This window comes from Bifidobacterium pseudolongum subsp. pseudolongum DSM 20099, from assembly GCF_000771225.1.
Taxonomy (GTDB): domain Bacteria; phylum Actinomycetota; class Actinomycetes; order Actinomycetales; family Bifidobacteriaceae; genus Bifidobacterium; species Bifidobacterium pseudolongum.
On sequence record NZ_JDTZ01000005.1, the window covers coordinates 32,822 to 49,765 of the forward strand.

The 16,944-nt window shown below is 65.9% G+C and carries 17 protein-coding genes; 4 read left to right on the top strand and 13 right to left on the bottom strand.

The features are described 5' to 3' along the window. Window positions 1-40: 40 nt before the first annotated feature. The 13 genes from OU02_RS04775 to OU02_RS04835 form a co-directional block, all read right to left on the bottom strand. Window positions 41-661: a DUF5701 family protein gene (locus OU02_RS04775; RefSeq protein ID WP_022858109.1), complete on the bottom strand. Its 621-nt coding sequence runs from the start codon at window positions 659-661 to the stop codon at window positions 41-43. 234 nt (window positions 662-895) lie between these two features. Then, window positions 896-1,966, bottom strand: a complete 1,071-nt coding sequence (locus tag OU02_RS04780; protein WP_026644142.1) for an aspartate-semialdehyde dehydrogenase — start codon at window positions 1,964-1,966, stop codon at window positions 896-898. Window positions 1,967-2,022: 56 nt separating this feature from the next. Then, window positions 2,023-2,589: an ACT domain-containing protein gene (locus OU02_RS04785; protein ID WP_022858111.1), complete on the bottom strand. Its 567-nt coding sequence runs from the start codon at window positions 2,587-2,589 to the stop codon at window positions 2,023-2,025. 59 nt (window positions 2,590-2,648) lie between these two features. Continuing rightward, window positions 2,649-3,410: an aspartate kinase gene (locus OU02_RS04790; protein ID WP_052110242.1), complete on the bottom strand. Its 762-nt coding sequence runs from the start codon at window positions 3,408-3,410 to the stop codon at window positions 2,649-2,651. Between the two features lie 134 nt (window positions 3,411-3,544). After that, the gene (recR, locus tag OU02_RS04795) at window positions 3,545-4,147 is read right to left on the bottom strand and encodes a recombination mediator RecR (RefSeq protein ID WP_033489100.1); all 603 of its coding nucleotides are present in this window, start codon (window positions 4,145-4,147) and stop codon (window positions 3,545-3,547) included. 35 nt (window positions 4,148-4,182) lie between these two features. Beyond that, window positions 4,183-6,516 carry a DNA polymerase III subunit gamma/tau gene (gene dnaX, locus OU02_RS04800; protein WP_033489101.1) on the bottom strand — a complete coding sequence of 778 codons (2,334 nt, stop codon included), beginning with the start codon at window positions 6,514-6,516 and terminating at the stop codon, window positions 4,183-4,185. Between the two features lie 46 nt (window positions 6,517-6,562). Continuing rightward, on the bottom strand, window positions 6,563-7,018 hold the full coding sequence (locus OU02_RS04805) for an Rv3654c family TadE-like protein (RefSeq protein WP_160248851.1): 456 nt from the start codon (window positions 7,016-7,018) through the stop codon (window positions 6,563-6,565). Window positions 7,019-7,052: 34 nt separating this feature from the next. Continuing rightward, window positions 7,053-7,418 carry a TadE/TadG family type IV pilus assembly protein gene (locus OU02_RS04810; protein WP_033489318.1) on the bottom strand — a complete coding sequence of 122 codons (366 nt, stop codon included), beginning with the start codon at window positions 7,416-7,418 and terminating at the stop codon, window positions 7,053-7,055. Window positions 7,419-7,456: 38 nt separating this feature from the next. Then, window positions 7,457-7,741 carry a DUF4244 domain-containing protein gene (locus OU02_RS04815; protein WP_033489102.1) on the bottom strand — a complete coding sequence of 95 codons (285 nt, stop codon included), beginning with the start codon at window positions 7,739-7,741 and terminating at the stop codon, window positions 7,457-7,459. A 141-nt stretch (window positions 7,742-7,882) separates the two neighbouring features. Then, window positions 7,883-8,476 carry a type II secretion system F family protein gene (locus tag OU02_RS04820; protein WP_051918354.1) on the bottom strand — a complete coding sequence of 198 codons (594 nt, stop codon included), beginning with the start codon at window positions 8,474-8,476 and terminating at the stop codon, window positions 7,883-7,885. After that, window positions 8,473-9,111 carry a type II secretion system F family protein gene (locus OU02_RS04825; RefSeq protein WP_129970462.1) on the bottom strand — a complete coding sequence of 213 codons (639 nt, stop codon included), beginning with the start codon at window positions 9,109-9,111 and terminating at the stop codon, window positions 8,473-8,475. The genes OU02_RS04820 and OU02_RS04825 overlap by 4 nt, the downstream gene beginning before the upstream one ends. A 101-nt stretch (window positions 9,112-9,212) precedes the next feature. Then, on the bottom strand, window positions 9,213-10,226 hold the full coding sequence (locus tag OU02_RS04830) for a TadA family conjugal transfer-associated ATPase (RefSeq protein WP_033489321.1): 1,014 nt from the start codon (window positions 10,224-10,226) through the stop codon (window positions 9,213-9,215). Window positions 10,227-10,493: 267 nt separating this feature from the next. Further along, entirely contained in the window at window positions 10,494-11,567 is a 1,074-nt protein-coding gene (locus OU02_RS04835; RefSeq protein ID WP_238552123.1) for a CpaE/TadZ family protein, read from the bottom strand. A 758-nt stretch (window positions 11,568-12,325) separates the two neighbouring features. Between OU02_RS04835 and OU02_RS08720 the strand changes: the two genes are divergently transcribed. The 4 genes from OU02_RS08720 to OU02_RS04855 all read left to right on the top strand — a co-directional run bounded on the left by OU02_RS08720 (window position 12,326) and on the right by OU02_RS04855 (window position 16,941). Further along, window positions 12,326-12,754, top strand: coding sequence for a hypothetical protein (locus OU02_RS08720; RefSeq protein ID WP_152593145.1), 429 nt, complete (start codon window positions 12,326-12,328; stop codon window positions 12,752-12,754). Between the two features lie 56 nt (window positions 12,755-12,810). Then, window positions 12,811-15,048, top strand: coding sequence for an RNA degradosome polyphosphate kinase (locus tag OU02_RS04845; protein WP_033489104.1), 2,238 nt, complete (start codon window positions 12,811-12,813; stop codon window positions 15,046-15,048). A 92-nt stretch (window positions 15,049-15,140) separates the two neighbouring features. Further along, window positions 15,141-16,196, top strand: coding sequence for an NUDIX hydrolase (locus OU02_RS04850; RefSeq protein WP_033489105.1), 1,056 nt, complete (start codon window positions 15,141-15,143; stop codon window positions 16,194-16,196). Further along, window positions 16,186-16,941 (top strand): hypothetical protein, encoded by a 756-nt coding sequence (locus tag OU02_RS04855; protein WP_033489106.1) that lies wholly within the window; start codon window positions 16,186-16,188, stop codon window positions 16,939-16,941. The genes OU02_RS04850 and OU02_RS04855 overlap by 11 nt, the downstream gene beginning before the upstream one ends. Window positions 16,942-16,944: the final 3 nt, after the last annotated feature.

Here is a 16,944-nt window from a genome sequence, read left to right on the forward strand (position 1 = left end):
TTATTTACAACTATCGTGTATAAGCCGGCGCGGCGCCCAGTCAGCCGATCAGATTGACACCGCGGCGCGCCACGCAGTACGCGTTGCCGAGCCACGTGTGCCGCGAATTCGGCCACACGGAGCCGAGGCGCGGCGCGTTCTGGCTCATCCAGATGCTCGGCACACGCCCGTCGGCGCTGCGCGAGCCAAGCAGATTGAAGCCGTTCTTCTCGAGCAGCCATTCAGGGTGTTGCGTGGCCACGGCGAGCCCCTCTTCGAGTGTGAGCGGGATGCGCTCGTCGGATTCGATGAGCTTGCGCGCCACGTCGGGCTCGCGGTTCACATAGCATGTGCCCGTGTGCGGGTCGACGACCAGGTAGAACGGGCCCTCCGGCGGTTCGAAGCCGTCGGTCGGCAGGAAGCTCGCGATGTCGCGCGGCGGCATCGTGGTGAAGCCGGCCATGCGGTTGATGCTCGTGCGGGCGATCAGCGATTCGGGCGTGACGAGCTCGCGCGTGGGAACCAAGAGGATGTCCGTGCCGAGGTCGCTGTCTTCGAGCGCGCTGATGAGCGGGCGGGCGAGCGCGCGGAACGAATCCGAGCTCATGTCCGCTACGTCGGGGTAGCCGAGTGCCACAATGCGGTCCAGTTGTTTGGTCGCTTCAATCGATGCCAATGACATGGTTCCCAGCATAGCCGCCGCCCCTACACCAACGCACGACGCAAACCAGTCACCTAGCGATGTGCGTCGGTGCGCATCGCACCAACGCGCCACGGAACCAGACTCCTTAGCATGCAGCGTTGGTGCATATGGCGGGAACGCACCACGCAAACACCAGGACACATAGCACAAGGCGCACGCCACGATGGCGTGCGCCTTGTGCAGGGGCTATCCGGCCTACTCAGGCCGTGGAAGTCACAGCTGGTCGGCGAAATGCTTCTGCGCCACGACCTCGGCGAGCTCGACCGCGTTGAGCGCGGCGCCCTTGCGCAGGTTGTCGTTCGTCACAAAGAACGCGAGGCCCTTGTTGCCGTCGACGGCCTGGTCCTGGCGGATGCGGCCCACGAAGCTCGGCGTCTTGCCTGCGGCGAGCTGCGCGGTCGGAATGTCCACGAGCTCCACAGCCGGCGCCTCACCGAGCACTTCGCGCGCCTGATCCGGCGTCACGTCCTGCTCGAATTCGGCGTTCACGCTCATGCCGTGCGAGGTGAACACACCCACACGCACGCACGTGCACGAGGCCTTGAGGTCGGGCAGGTGCAGGATCTTGCGGCTTTCGTTGCGCAGCTTCTGCTCTTCGTCGGTCTCTTCGGAGCCGTCGTCGACGATGTCGCCGATCATCGGCACCTCGTTGAACGCGATTGTGCGCGCGACCTTCGTCGGCTCCGGGAAGTCGATCGCGTCGCCGCCGAACACGAGCTTGTCGGCGCCCTGTTCGACCGCGGCCTTCGCTTCGTTCATGAGCTGCTCCACGCCGGCGCGGCCCGCACCGGAAACCGCCTGGTACGAGCTGACGATGAGGCGCTTGAGGCCGAAGGCGTCGGCGAGCGGCTTCAATACCGGCATGATCGCCATCGTCGTGCAGTTCGGGTTGGCCACGATGCCGGCAGGGATCTCGTCGAGGTCGTCCGGGTTCACTTCGGCCACCACGAGCGGCACGTCGTCATGCAGACGCCACTGCGAGGAGTTGTCGATCACGATGGCGCCGGCTTCGGCGAACTTGGGCGCCCACTGCTTCGAGGTGCCGCCGCCCGCGGAAAAGATCGCGATGTCGATGCCGCTCAGGTCGGCCGTGGCCACGTCTTCCACCGTGATGTCATGGCCGCGCCAGTTGAGCGTCTGGCCCGCGGAACGTGCCGAGGCGAGGAAACGCAGGTCCTTGATCGGGAAGTCGCGCTCGTCGAGCACGCGGCGCATGACCATGCCCACCTGGCCGGTCGCGCCGAGCACCGCCACATTGACACCGCGTTCGTTGATTTGTACCATTGCCGGACTCCTTTACCGTATTTGCCCTGTTGTGCCGTGTACTGTGTGCCGTTGGTTCAGCGGCCCGTGCCGCCGTAGACGACCGCTTCCACCTGGTCCGCGTCGAGACCGTAGGCGGTATGCAGCGCCTTGACCGCCTCGTTGAGCTGGTCAAGCGGCACAAGCGCGGCGATGCGGATCTCGGACGTGGAGATCATCAGCACATTGATGCCCTTGTCGCTCAGCGCCTCGAAGAAGCGCGCGGCGAGACCGGAGTGCGTCTTCATGCCGACGCCCACCACGGCCACCTTGCCCACGTTCGGATTGACGTCGAACGAATCGTAGCCGAGCACGTCCTGCTCCTGCAGCAGCACTTCACGCACGCGCGCCGCGTCGGCGCCGGGCACGGTGAACGAGATGTCGGCGGTGCCAGTCGAAGCGCCTGCCTGCACGATCATGTCGATGTTCACGCCGATCTGCGCGAGGCGGGTGAACACGCGCGCCGCCATACCCGGCTCGTCGGTCACGCCGCGCACGGTGGCGAGCGATTCGCTGCTGTCGTGCGCCACGCCGGAGATGATTGGCGTCTCCTGGCCCAGGTCTGGAAACAGATCACCCATCGACTTGTCTTCGTTCTCGTTCATATTGCTCTCCGTAGATTCTGCTTGGTTCTGTACAAAGTTCGGTTGAAAAATATGAGCCCTTAGAGATTGGGCAGGGTGTGCGGGTCCATGCCGTCGGGCACCACGAGCGTGCCGCTGCGGTGCGAGAAGGAGCTGCGCACATGCAGCGGCATCTTGAAGCGCTGGGCGTATTCCACGCAGCGCAGCGCGAGCACCTTGGAGCCGCACGACGACATTTCGAGGATCTCGTCGTAGCCGATCACCGGAATGCGGCGGGCCGTGGGCACAATGCGCGGGTCGGCGGTGAACACGCCGTCCACATCCGTGTAGATCTCGCACACGTCGGCGCCGAGGGCCACGGCGAGCGCGACGGCGGACGTGTCGGAGCCGCCGCGGCCGAGCGTCGTGGCGTCGCCGCGCTCATTCTTGCCTTGGAATCCGGCCACAATCGCCACACTGCCCTTGTCGAGCGCGCGGCGCACACGGTCCGGCTTGACGGCGCGGATATGCGCGGCGCCGAACTGGGCGTCAGTCATGAATCCGGCCTGCGAGCCGGTGAACGAATAGGCGTGCGAGCCGGCCGCGTGGATCGCCATAGCCAGCAGGCTCATTGAGATGCGCTCGCCGGCGGTCATGAGCATGTCCATTTCACGCGCCGGTGGATCGGAATCGATGCTCAGCGCCTGGTCGATGAGGTCGTCGGTGGTGTCTCCCATCGCCGAAACCACTACCGCCACGTCGTTGCCGGCGTTCTTGGTTTCGATGATGCGCCGTGCCACACGCTTGATCGAGTCGGGGTCGGCGACAGACGAACCGCCGTATTTCTGCACGATAAGAGCCACTGCTATCCAATCTTCTTGTCTGGTGAATCGTCCTTCGGTACGCGTTATTCAGTGTACGCGGGAAGCGCGATTATTATATGGAACCGCGCACGTGATGCCACAGTGCCGACCATAATGCGGAAAACTGCGTCAAATCATACGGATTGGCGGCCCTGCAACGCGCGCGAGAGCGTGATCTCGTCGGCGTATTCCAGGTCGCCGCCCACCGGCAGGCCGCTCGCCAGACGCGTGACCTTCACGTCGAGCGGGGTGAGCAGCCGGCTCAGGTATGTTGTGGTGGCCTCGCCCTCGATGTTCGGGTTGAGCGCCACGATGATCTCCTTGACCTCGTCGGTCTGCAACCGGTTGAGCAGTTGGGCGATGTTGAGGTCGTTGGGGCCGATGTTGGCCATCGGGTTGATCGCGCCGCCGAGCACATGGTAGAGGCCGCGGTATTCGCGCGTGCGCTCGATGCTCATCACGTCTTTCGGCTCCTCGACGACGCAGATCACCGTGTGGTCCCTGCGCGGGTCGGCGCACACCGTGCATGGGCTCGTTTCGCACACATTGCCGCAGATCTCGCAGAACTTCACTTTCGCCTTGACCTCGGCGATGGCCTCGGTGAGGCGCTGCGCCTCGTCGTCGGGCGCGCCGAGCAGGTAGAACGCGATGCGCTGCGCGCCTTTGGGCCCGATGCCGGGAAGGCTCGCGAACGAGTCGATAAGGCGCTGGATCGCGCCGTCATAAGCCAAGGCCATTGCCGTCTCCTGATCCTCCTGGTGGTATGCGCCGGTCAGTGCTCGTCATGGTGTTTCTGCGCGTGCAGGTTGCGCGGGTTCTTCGGGTCGTCGGCGCTGAAATCCTCAACAGACTTGACGTCGAATAATTCCTTGACGGCGTCCAGATCCATCATCATCGACGTGCTGATGGACTCGTCGGTCATCGAGTATTCGTCGTCGTCCGGATCCACTTGCGGCGTGGGCTCGGGCTGCGCGGGCCCGGACGTGGCGGCCGCGGGCTGCGCAGATGCACGGTCCGGCGCCGACTCCCCCGGCATGCGCTGCCACGGGTCGTCGGTTTTGGCGGCACGCGCCTGCGCGGCCTGCTGCTCGAACGACGAGACGCGGTCGAAGTCGATGTGCGTCTGCTCGTCCTCCGGGTACGCCCACGGGTCGATATCGTCGAGCGCAGGTGTGGCCGGGGCGGTCTGCGCGGCGGAGACAGCCGGCATGGCCGGCGCGGTCTGCGCGGGCGCGGCTCGGTGCACAGCGTCGGCGTCGGACGGAGCCTCGCCGTCTGCGCCACTGTGCTTGCTGGATTCACGTTCCGCACGCCCCGCGATCTGCGACTGCAGGCTGCCCTGCAGCAGCTGCGCCTTGATGCGCTGCTGCTGATCCGCCGGCAGTTTGCTCAACGGCGGCGCCACCTGGCCGTCCGCCATTTTCTCGGTCGGCGCGAGCGCCACCTGCGGCCCGAACGCGCGGTGCACCTCGGCGCGCAGGATGTCAACGACCTTGGTGGTGCCATCCACGCTTTCGGCACTGACGGCGAGCGCGAACGCATATTTGCTCATCGGGGTGTCGAACTTGATCCACAGGCGCGAGCGGCCGGTGCGCGGATCCTGTGCCAGGTTGATGCGCGGCACTTTCTGGCGGTCCACATACGCGCGCACGTCCTCGGGCAGCCCCCGCACCAAGGCGTCCCAACGCTCGTCGGGGCTCGCATTGGACTGCGCCGCGGATGCGGGCTGCTGCTGCACCGGTTGGGTGGATTGTGCGGGCTGGGCCGGCTGAGCGGCCGCACGGGAGGCCATGTCGGGCCAACCGGACTGCGCGGGCTGGGGTGCGTCAGCCGCCTGCAGTGCCTGGTGCGGCTCGGCGGACTGTTGCGGCGTGGGCCGCGGCTCCGGCGCCTTCTGCTGCTGGGCCTTCGCCTGATTGGCGATGAACCCGCCGTGCGGCGCAGGCTTGGTGGGGTCGTCGGCAATCGCCTTGGCGGGCGCGTTGATCGCCGCATAGCCGGTCTCGCGTCCAGCGAGCAGTTTCGCCGCGAGCAGTTCAAGCCGCATGCGCGGCGAAATCGCGCCGGCCATATGCACGAGTGCGTCGTCCATCGTTTCGGCCATGGCCGTGAGCGTCGGCAAGCCCAGCGCCTTGGCCTGCCGGTGCAGTTGTTCGAGGTCTTCGGCTGCGGCGTCATCGCTCAACACACGTTCGGCCTGGTCGCCGCCAAGTGTGAGCACGAGCAGGTCGCGTGTGCGCGCCAGCAGGTCCTCCACAAAGCGGCGCGCGTCGAAGCCACCGACGATCACCTTCTGGATCACGTCGTACAATTTCGCGCCGTCGTGGTCGATGATCGCGTCAATCGCCGTGCCGATGAGCACGTCGGGCGTAAAACCGAGCAGCGCCACGGCGGCGTCATACGAGATCTCGCCGTCCACGGCGCCCACCATGAGCTGGTCGAGCACCGAAAGCGTGTCGCGCACCGAGCCGCCGCCTGCACGCATCGCCAGGCGCAGCACGCCGGGCTCGGCCTCGATCTGCTCCTTTTCGCAGATCTCCTCGAGGTACGGCCCCATCACCTCGGGCGGCACCAGACGGAACGGATAATGGTGCGTGCGCGAGCGGATCGTGCCGATCACCTTTTCGGGCTCGGTCGTGGCGAAGATGAACATCACATGCTCCGGCGGCTCCTCCACGATCTTGAGCAGCGCATTGAACCCCTGCTGGGTCACCATATGCGCCTCGTCGAGGATGAAGATCTTGTAGCGGTCGCGCGCCGGCGCGAACCCCGCGCGTTCACGCAGTTCGCGCGCGTCGTCCACACCGTTGTGGCTCGCGGCGTCGATCTCCACGACGTCGATCGAGCCGGGGCCGCCGGTCGCCAGGTCCCGGCAGCTTTCGCAGACGCCGCACGGCTGCGACGTGGGGCCTTCGGCGCAGTTGACGCAACGCGCCAGGATGCGCGCCGAGCTCGTCTTGCCGCAGCCGCGCGGGCCCGAGAACAGATATGCGTGCGTGAGCTTGTGTTCGTCGAGCGCGCGCATGAGCGGCACGGTCACCTGATCCTGCCCGATAACGCCCGCGAACGTGTCTGGACGGTACCGACGATATAACGCTAATGCCATAATGTGCCCTGTTTCCTTCTCGCGATGATTCGCGTAGTGCTGCTACTTAAAATACAGGCTGCATCACCCGTGCAGGGCGCGGGAACGCACCTGCGCACACGGAACGCCCCGCTGCCCGCGCGTGTTGCACGCCTCCCGCGGCGGCGCATGGGCGCGGACCGGCGCGCGCCTGCGCCGTGACGTGCCGCACGAACGGCACTTGTGTGGCCACACGCGCACGCACCTGCACGTCGTCGCCATCCACCATGCACGTCTCGATTGCACCACCGTTCGCGCTGGCGATATGCCCAGCGAGAACGCACGGCGTCTCTGTTTCGCCATACCACAGCGCCTGCGCCGCGCCGACCGCGGCCAGATCGGCCACAGTGCGAGCCTGCCCGCGCCGCAGCACGATGTTTCCGCCGGCGGCAATCAGGCTGAGCAGCAGGGCCGCCGCGCACACGAGCGCGACGCCGGCCATGGCGGCACTGCCTTCGTCACGCACGTCCAGCCACCCACGCATACGCCGCAGAACCGCGCGCACGGTACTGACCATGCTATGCCTGCCCATCCTGCTTCACCCCCACCGCTTTGCCGTGCACACTGCCCGGAATCACATGCAACGGATCCGACACGACCCTGCACGTTGTGGTCACGACGTACCGGTTCGCTTCGGAGGCCACCGCCACATGCACGCCGGCGCCCGCCGATGCGCGCGCTGCGGCAGCGTCACCGTCGAGCACCACGAGCTGGCGCGCCACGGCCGCCGCCGCGTCTTGGCATTCCAGCTGCACCACGCATGCACGGGCCGTGTAGAGCAGCAGGGCGACCATGACCACCACGGCGGGGAGGACCACCGCGAATTCCGCGGTGGCCGCCCCCTCATCGTGCGCCCGAAGCCAGCGCCCAAGACGTTGCGCCATGTGCCACACGGCACCGGAGCCGTTCATGCCGCGCATCGCTAGGCGACGCTCAGCGCCTTCTTGACGATGTTCGTCAAGAGCGTCTTGATGGTGTCCGACTTGAGCAATGCCACGAGTATGGCCGCAAACCCGGTGGCCGCCACAAGCACTACGGCGTATTCGGCCGTGGCGGCGCCTTCCTCCGGCTCGGCGGCCAACGTGCGCCAGCGCGCGTCGAGCATGATGGCCGCGCGCTGCGCACGCGCCGCCCAATCCCCTACCGTGCCGCCGATGCCACGTCGGGTTGCGAGGCCATCCCCATTGATGGCGGTGAGTTCGTTCATGATGCACTCCATTCCTTACGATTGCTGTATTCGGTTGTATGGCGCCCCTGGTGCGGGGCGTGGGTTCACTGTGCGCCATGCGCGCCTGCGTGTCCAGCCCAGCGAGGGCATGTGGTCGGACGGTCGGTTATCCACATTTCCTCAGCCCTGCGCAAACGACATGATCGTCGGCACCACGGCGATGCACAGGAACGCCGGCAGAAAACACAGGCCCATCGGCAACAGCAGCCGTACCGAAAGCGCCGACGCCGCGCGTTCGATGCGCATGCGTTCAAGCGCATCCAGCTGTTCGGCTGCGGCACGCAGCCTCGGCACAGCCGCCGAACCGTCGTGCCATGGCGAGCGCAGCGCGTCGGCGAGCGTGTGCAGCACGGCGGCCAAGCCGCGCGTATCTGGCTCGTCCACGAGCACAGCGGCCACACTCCAGGCATCATTCCACGGCATGCCCTGTTCGAGCGCGCCGGCCACGTCGGCGAACGCGCTGGCGCATGCAGGGCCACAACAGGCGCCCACGGTGCGCAGCGCAGTGGGGATCGATGCGCCTTGTTCAAGCGCCGCAACGACAAGCGCGATCACCAAAGTGCCCGACGGCCGCCAATCGTCATCATGGGGCACGCCGGCACGCGCATCCCGCAGCCGCACGGACGCAGTGCGCGGCACGGGCAGCCAACACACGGCCGCCGCCGCGCAGCAGGCGGCCAGCAATGCCCAAGCCGACCCCGCCAGCGCGATCATGGCGGCGTGCCGATCATCGCGAGCATCAGACGGTGCATCCACGCGGCGCCCACGGCGTAGCAGATGGAGCCGAGCAGCAGGCAGCACATCCCCTGCACCGAGCCGAACAGCACGCTGAGGGGATGCGCGCCGAGCAATTCACCCAACGCGACGGTGACGGCCGGGAGCCCCATGAGCATACGCACCGTGGAGCGTGGCACGGCGAACGCGTTGCGCTTCAGGTCCTCGCGCAACCGCAAGCGCGCATATGATTCGCGCACCGCCTCAAAACAGCGCGCGGCCGGGCAGCCAAGCCGGTGGCTCACCCCATACGCCGCGCATATGCCGTGTGCGGCGGCGCAAATCTGCGCATCGGTCTCTTCCGCGAGCCTGTGCGCCTGCAACAATGCGGCGATCGCGTCGGCATCGCAGTCGCCGTTGACGTCCGTCACCGCCGTGTGCGCGACAAGGCCGGGCAGCGCGGCGCCGTGTGGATCGCTCAGCGGTGACGCACGGGCATGCTGTTGCGGCACCTCGAATTGGCGGCACAGCGCCTCGAGCACGCCGGCACCGCCCTGCAACGAGGCGACGACGCCCGCGAGCACCACGCTCACGCCCTGATTGCCCGAATCGGTGTGCGCTTCATCAACATGCACACCCGGGGCATGGTGCGCATCACGAAGCCGTGCATGCGGCGCGCGCATGCACAGCCATACTGCGGCCCCCATACACAGCGCCGCCCACCACGCCAGCCAGTTCATGACCCGCCTCCGGAACCGTGGGCCTTCCACTGCGCGACGAAATCGCCCCACGCCTCACCCGCCACCGCATTGCCCGTGCCACTCCACTGCGCCACCACCCGGCCGCACAGGCGGCCGTCTACGCACTGCACCATGCCGATCTGCGCGATGCGCCGGCATTGCGAGCCGCGCTCCAGATGCAGCAGCACGTCGAACGCGCCCTCCGCCAGTATCGCCGTCGCGCGCGGTTCGAGCCCGGCGAGCAGGCCCAATGCAATGAGCCGGCCCGGCACACGCGCCACGGAATCCGCGTGCACCGTGGTGAACGACCCGCGGTGCCCCGAATTCAACGCCCGCAACAGATCAGCCACCTCCTCACCGCGGCATTCGCCCACCACCACGCGGTCGGGCCGCATGCGCAGCGTCGCCTTGACAAGATCGGGCAGCCCCACCGCTCCCCTGCCCTCGACGTTCGCCGCACGGGCCACGAGCGACACCGTGTGCGCATGCGGTACGGCGTTCAATTCGCGCACCTCCTCGACCGTCACGATGCGCTCCTGGGGTGCGCAACAGGCCAGCAGCGCCTTGAGCAGCGTCGTTTTGCCCACGCCGGTGCCTCCAGTGATGAGCACATTCGCGCGGCCCCGCACCAACAACCGCAGCAACGGCACCCATGGCGCAGGGCACATGCCCAGCCGCGCCAACACATCCAAATCGGGAGCCACACGGTCGGGGAAGCGAATTGAAATCGACGCGCCATGCGGCACAATCGGCGCGACGACCGCGTGCACGCGCGTGCCGTCAGGGGCGCTCGCGTCGGCGATCGGGCAGGATTCGTCGAGCCTGCAGCCCAATTGGGCGCACAACCGCACAGCGAAGTCACGCAGCACATGCGGGTCGTGCAGCGGGATCGCGGTATGCGCGAGCTGCATGCCGCGCCCACAGTCGACCCATACCGCGCCGTCGCACGTCACCACCACATCGGTCACGGTGCCGTCGCACGCGAACCGCTCCAGCGGTCCCAGCTGCAACGCCGGAGTGGGGTGCTTCACGGACTGATGGGCGGGTTGCTGCGCGAGTGGTGGCGCTACCGATTGCGCGGCAGTCTGCGTAGATTGGCGCGCGCCCGCCGGCACCATATGCCAGCCGCGTTCGGGGGTCATCACGGCTGTGCAACCCGCCGCCGCGCGCTTTGACGCCGCGCGTCCCACTTCCGTGTGCCCCGCTCCTGCATGCCCTGCTGCCGTATGCCCCATCGCCATCGTCCACCTTTCGTTTTTGCCGTGCCCATACGCGACTCAATCACGCCGGCCATCGAGCGCGCAGGCGTGCTCTGCGACCGACGTCAGTTCATCGATGACCGCGCGGTTCCGGCGCGGCACCGTGCGCACGCCAAGCCCTTCCAGCACGTCACCGCACAAATGCACGTCCGTGCGCAGTGTGCCGAGCACGTCACGTCCCAGATACGACGTGGCCTCGTCGGGCGCCACCACGCCGCGCTCGCGCACCGTGCCGCGCGGTTCGACACCGACGACCGCAACGATCTGCCCAGGCACCGCCGCCATCGGGCGCACCTCCTGCCCAATGCCCGGCGGGGTGTTGCGCTGCTCCACACTGTTCAGGCCGACCTGTTCGAGCCATTCGATATGCATTTGCGCGCGGGCGAGCCCCAGCACCGACAGTTCGACGAACACAATGTGCGAGGCTTCCACGAGCGTGGCGACCTGTTCGATCATTTCACCGCGGCCCGCATCCACAACCACCGCATCGTCTTCCTGTGCAAGCGCCTGCACCGCCGCCTGCACTTCCCACCAGTCCGGTGCCTCGCCCTGCCAGGGGTTGTGCGAAAGGACCGCCACGCCCTTCCACTTCGGCAGTTTGCGCTGCAGCGCGGGGCCGTTGAGCTGGCCGAGCGGCGCGTGCACGTCGTGCCACCGCACCCCGCGCTCATGCTCCAGGCCGAGCATCAGGTCCAACCCGCCGCCGGCCACGCGCAGGTCGGCGTCGACGAGCGCGGTGGACGCATGGCGCTTGGCGAGCTGCCGCGCCAGGATTGCCGCCGTGAGCGTCGTGCCTATTCCGCCGCTCGCCGATGTGCATGTGATGACGTTGCGGCCGACAATCGTCACGCGCTCGCGCTCAGGTGCCGGATCGGTAATCGCCTCATGCGCCGGAGCGACCGGCGCCCAACGCACACCTGACCCTGAGCGGGAAGCGGCGCGCGCGGGCTCCTGTTGGTGCGGCACATAGAACCGCTGTGGTTCGAGCGTGGTGCGGCGGCTCACGGTGCTGCGCGCGCCGGGCGATTGCGTGGCATCGCGGTGTGCGAACGGTGTCTGGATATTGCCCAAGGGCATTGTTGCTGTACTCATGGTTCGATTGAACGGCATGCGCGCAGTGCGGGCCAAACTGTGCGGACCCATGTGGTCGGACGGTCGGCTATCCACAGCTATCCACATCGCCTTGTGCGTCTCCCTGCGTTACGAAGTGGCACTTTCTTCGTTATGAATGCACTTTCTTCGTTACGGATGCTGCCTTCCTCATTACGGGTGGTGCTGGCATCGATCAAACGGGGCATGCAAGCCATACCATCCGTTACGGGTAGCGCCCATGGCTAGACCCTAGACATCGACAGCCACCCAAGGCATTGATGGCGACCTCCCCCGTCTGGCCACTAGACACGGGCGTCCATTCCAGGAGCAGATGCCGACTGCATATGTCTACCCACTAGACACCGACAACCACCCAGGCCACAAATGTCAGCCGCCTCACTATATAGTGATAATAAAATGAATAATTACTAGCTATATAATATTTCGCGCCTCAGCCACAAAAAAGGGGAAGGCCCACGCTATTGTGGGCCTTCCCTACAAGTCCAACTGTGCAGAATCTCTACACAACCTCATCGTTGCAACGGTAAGTCTTTCCAATACCCGCTCAACGTAATAATCTTGCTGATCATATACTTTTTGTGGGTCTGCTATTCAGTTGTTCTTGTACTTGCAATTATGCTCGCCATTTGGCATTCCGCAACTGGATTTGGCCAATGTGCACAAATTCTCCTTTTTGTTCGCTCAACTACCTAATCTCACATCGCAATGTGCTGTTTTATGTGCACAACCTGCCCTGAATGTTCATTCAAACACGTTATGCCTCACCTTACGGCGTGTCGCGACCGCGCCAACCCGTCGGCGCCCGCACTCCAACACGACGCCCCGCACAACACACGCACAGCCGCAAGGCGCAAGCCCCGAACGGAACAGGAAGTCTCCAGAGCCCACCACGATGGCAACGGATGCGCAGGCGGCAGAACATACAACCCATGAGCATGCTGCCGGAATTGGAACTCATCATGGTCAACGAATTCGATGACCTCATGGGATGCGACATGTTTTCCAGATTCCATCTGGAGGGGAAATACGAAAACGAACTGCTGCTGCTTTCACCTGTCGTGGTAAAGATGGATTTCCAAAGGCAGCATGTTTCCAAAGACATTATCGAATCCGGTTTCCAGAGCACCGCCGCACACTATACAACACCGCGGAACATGAATAAATAGCAAAGTTTTCGCCACTTTCAGTGATTTTTCGGGCGCAAGGCCCTAAAGTAGAGTGCATGACACAGATTTTTGACGCACCATCAAAGGCGATACTGCGCAGTCAGATTGCCGAGCATATCGCAGAGACCGACAAATCCGACAAGCGCGAGACGCTCAACGGAGAGCAGCCGCTGCCGAAGGACCGTTTCTTCGACCGCGAACTGAGCTGGCTCAAGTTCAACAAGCGCGTGCTCGAACTGGCGCAAGACGAAGACATCCCGATCATCGAGCGCGCCACCTTCGCCGCGATCTTCGCGAGCAACCTCGACGAATTCTTCATGGTCCGTGTGGCCGGCCTCAAGCGCCGCATCGACACCGGCATCGCCGTCACGAGCGCATCGGGGCTAAGCCCGCGCCAGCAGATGCGCGCGATCAGCGAGCAGGCCCACCGCCTGCAGGACGAGCACGCGCACTACGTGGTGGACCACATCCTGCCCGACCTGGCGAAGGAGAACATCAAGCTGCTGGGCTGGGACAAGCTCACGATCGCCGAGCAGGAGCGCCTCTCGAAGTACTTCCGCCAGCAGGTGTTCCCCGTGCTCACCCCGCTCGCCGTGGACCCCGCGCACCCCTTCCCGTACATCTCGGGCAACTCGATCAATCTGGCCGTGCTCGTGGAGAACCCGGCTTCGGGCAAATCGCATTTCGCGCGCGTGAAGATACCCGACAACATCAACCGCCTCGTGCCGGTCGACGACATGACCGAAGACGAGGCCGATGAGGTGCGCTACGGCTTCATCACAATGGAGAACCTGATCATCGCGCATCTGGAATCGCTGTTCCCGGGCATGATCATCAAGGAGGCACGCTCGTTCCGCGTGACGCGCAACGAGGACATCGAGGTCGAGGAAGACGACGCCGAAAACCTGCTCAACGCAATCGAGAAGGAGCTGCTGCGCCGCCGCTTCGGACCGCCGATCCGCCTGGAGATCTCCGACGAGACCTCGCCGTTCCTCTCCCAGCTGCTCGCCGACCAGATGGGCGTGACGCCGGACGAGGTCTACCGTCTGCCCGCCCCGCTCGACGCGACCGTGCTCTTCGAACTCGGCGGCATCGACCGCCCGGACCTCAAGTTCCGCCCGTTCGTGCCGACGACGAACCGCCAGATCGCGCAGGTCGAGACGAGCCGTGCGCAGGACATCTTCGCGGCGATCCGCGAGCGCGACATCCTGCTGCACCACCCCTACGACTCGTTCTCCACCTCGGTGCAGGCGTTCCTCGCGCAGGCTGCGGCCGACCCGAAGGTGCTCGCGATCAAGCAGACGCTCTACCGCACGTCGAGCAATTCGCCGATCATCGACGCGCTCATCGACGCCGCGCACGCCGGCAAGCAGGTGCTCGCGCTCGTCGAGCTCAAGGCGCGCTTCGACGAGGACGCAAACATCGCGTGGGCGCGCAAGCTCGAGCGCGCGGGCGTGCACGTCGTCTACGGCATCGTCGGGCTCAAGACGCACTGCAAGCTCTCGCTCGTCGTGCGTCAGGAGGCGGACGGCCTCAAACGCTACTGCCACGTGGGTACGGGCAACTACAATCCGAAGACCGCGCGCCAGTACACCGACCTCGGCCTGCTCACATGCGACCCCGTGGTGGGTCAGGACATGACGCGCCTGTTCAACCAGCTGAGCGGCTACGCGCCGAAGTCGAGTTTCCACCGTCTGCTCGTCGCGCCGCGCACAGTGCGCTCCGGGCTGATTCAGCGCATCCGCCGCGAGGAGGACGCCGCGCGCGCAGGCAAGGAGGCGTGGATCAAGATCAAGGTGAACTCGATTGTCGACGAAAAGACGATCGATGCGCTGTACCGCGCGAGCCAGGCCGGCGTGAAGATCGACATCGTGGAGCGTGGCATCTGCTCGCTCAAGCCGGGCGTGCCGGGCCTGAGCGAGAACATCCGCGTACGCTCGATCCTCGGCCGGTTCCTCGAGCACAGCCGCATCTACGCGTTCGCGAATTCCGACGGCCCGCAGATCGGCGAAGGCCCGATTGCCGGACCGGAGGTGTGGATCGGTTCCGCCGACCTGATGCACCGCAACCTCGACCGGCGCGTGGAGGCGCTTGTGCGCATCACCGCACCCGAGCAGATCGACGAGCTGATCAAGTACATCGACCTGCAGATGGCCGACACCACGTCGTCGTGGCACATGGAGCCTGATGGCACGTATGTGCGCCACTCGAAGGACGAAGAGGGCCGCCCGCTCGTGGACAGCCAGGAGTACCTGATCCGCAAGCACCAGCGCAGGCCCAACCCGCATCGCTGACGCACTCCGCCGAGGCCGCCCGCACCACGCACCGGGCGGCCTCGCGCATATTCCCCAGTAGCCGCCCCACACAGCCCCTACAATGGGGAACCATGAGCAAACGCAGAATTGTCGAAGCGGCAGGTGGCATCCTATACCGCACACGCGCAGGCGCACCGGATGGCGACATCGAAGTGTGCGTGGTGCACCGCCCCAAATACGACGATTGGAGCTGGCCGAAAGGAAAACTGGAACTCAACGAATCCCACCGCCACGCGGCCGTGCGCGAAATCGGCGAGGAGACCGGCTGCCATGTGGCGCTCGGCCCGTTCCTGGGTGAGGTCGAATACCCGCTCGCCGACGAAGGCCGCAAAAAACGCCACGCCGGCGCGCAAGGCAACAGCAGCGGCAGTGACGACACCCAGACCAAGCATGTGGCCTATTGGATGGCCACGGTGATCAGTGACTCGCAGGCACACCGCATGGCCACTGCGTTCGGTCCCGTGCGCCGCGCCGATGTGGGCGAGATCAGCGACGTGCGTTGGCTCACGATCGCCGAGGCGCGCAAACAGCTCACCCATTCAACCGACAAAGACGTGCTCGCGTGGTTCGTCGACCGCCTGCAGGAGGACGCGCACCACGCGCGCACGGTCCTGCTCGTGAGGCATGCCAAGGCCGAGCCGCGCAAATTGTGGAAAGGCACCGACCCCGCGCGTCCGATTACACCGAAAGGCGCAGCGGCCGCCTATGCGCTCGACCGCGAACTCGCCTGCTACGCGCCCGAACGACTCACGACATCCCCGTGGATTCGCTGCCAGCAAACCATGCAGATGCTCGCATGGCAGACTGGATTACCCGTTGAGCTGATCCCCGAGCTGACCGAAGACGCGTTCGCCGCCGACCCAGCCGCCGCGTGGGCCGCGTTCCGCGCGCAGATCGCCGAGGCGCTCACCAGTGGCGCCACGACCGCGATCTGCATGCACCGCCCCGTCATCGGCGGCATCTTCGAGCAACTGCGCCCGCTGTGCTCGTGCAAATCCCTGACCAAACGACTCATCGCGAAGTCCCCGTACATGCCCACCGGCAATGCGCTCGCCCTGTTCGTCACCGGCAGCCCGGAGGGCCCGCGCATCATCGATATTCAGAAAGTGGCACCGATTGTCTACTAACGCCCCGCACTTCGGCAACGGCTCCGTGATCGCGAGCCGTGCCGCGTTCACCCACACCGGCTCGCCCCGCCCTGCACGCCCAGGCCAGCTCGACCAAGGGCTCGCCGAGAACATCGCCGGCGGCGTCGACCCCGAGCAGCTGAGCGAAGTGAGTCACGCGACCGCCTGGGCCCTGCTCAGCCATGTGCACAAGACCGACGACCCGGCCGTCGTGGCGCGCACGCTGACCCTCGTGGACCATGAGGGCGTGGACGTGATCGCGGAACTGTGGAGCCACGCGGAACCCGACTCACTGCCGGGCGTGCTGTGGCGTCTGTATCTGCTGCGCACATGGATGCGCCGCCAGCGTAATGCAATCGCGCGCCTGTGGCGTCTCGGCGAGCCGATCGCCACGTCGGCGTCTGCGATCGCCGGAGTGGTCGCGGCGCCGACGGAAGAGGACATTGCGCGCACGGCGGATTCGATCCTCGCCGGCGCGTTCCGCGGCGATTTCGCCGTCGCGCTCGAGCGCGCCTCGACGTTCGTGGATGTGGTCGTGCTCGGCCTGCGCGTCGAGGCGAAACGCGTGACTGCGCGCGCCTCGGCGATGGCCGACGTCGACTCCCCCGTCGTCGGCACGACTGACGAGATCCACACCCTGCGCGCGCAAGCGGCGCGCCTGCTGCACACCGCGGCGAACCTGCAGACCACCGCGCGGGACCTGCGGGCCGGCGCGCACCTGTGGCGCCGCGGCCAGCTCGAATAGCGG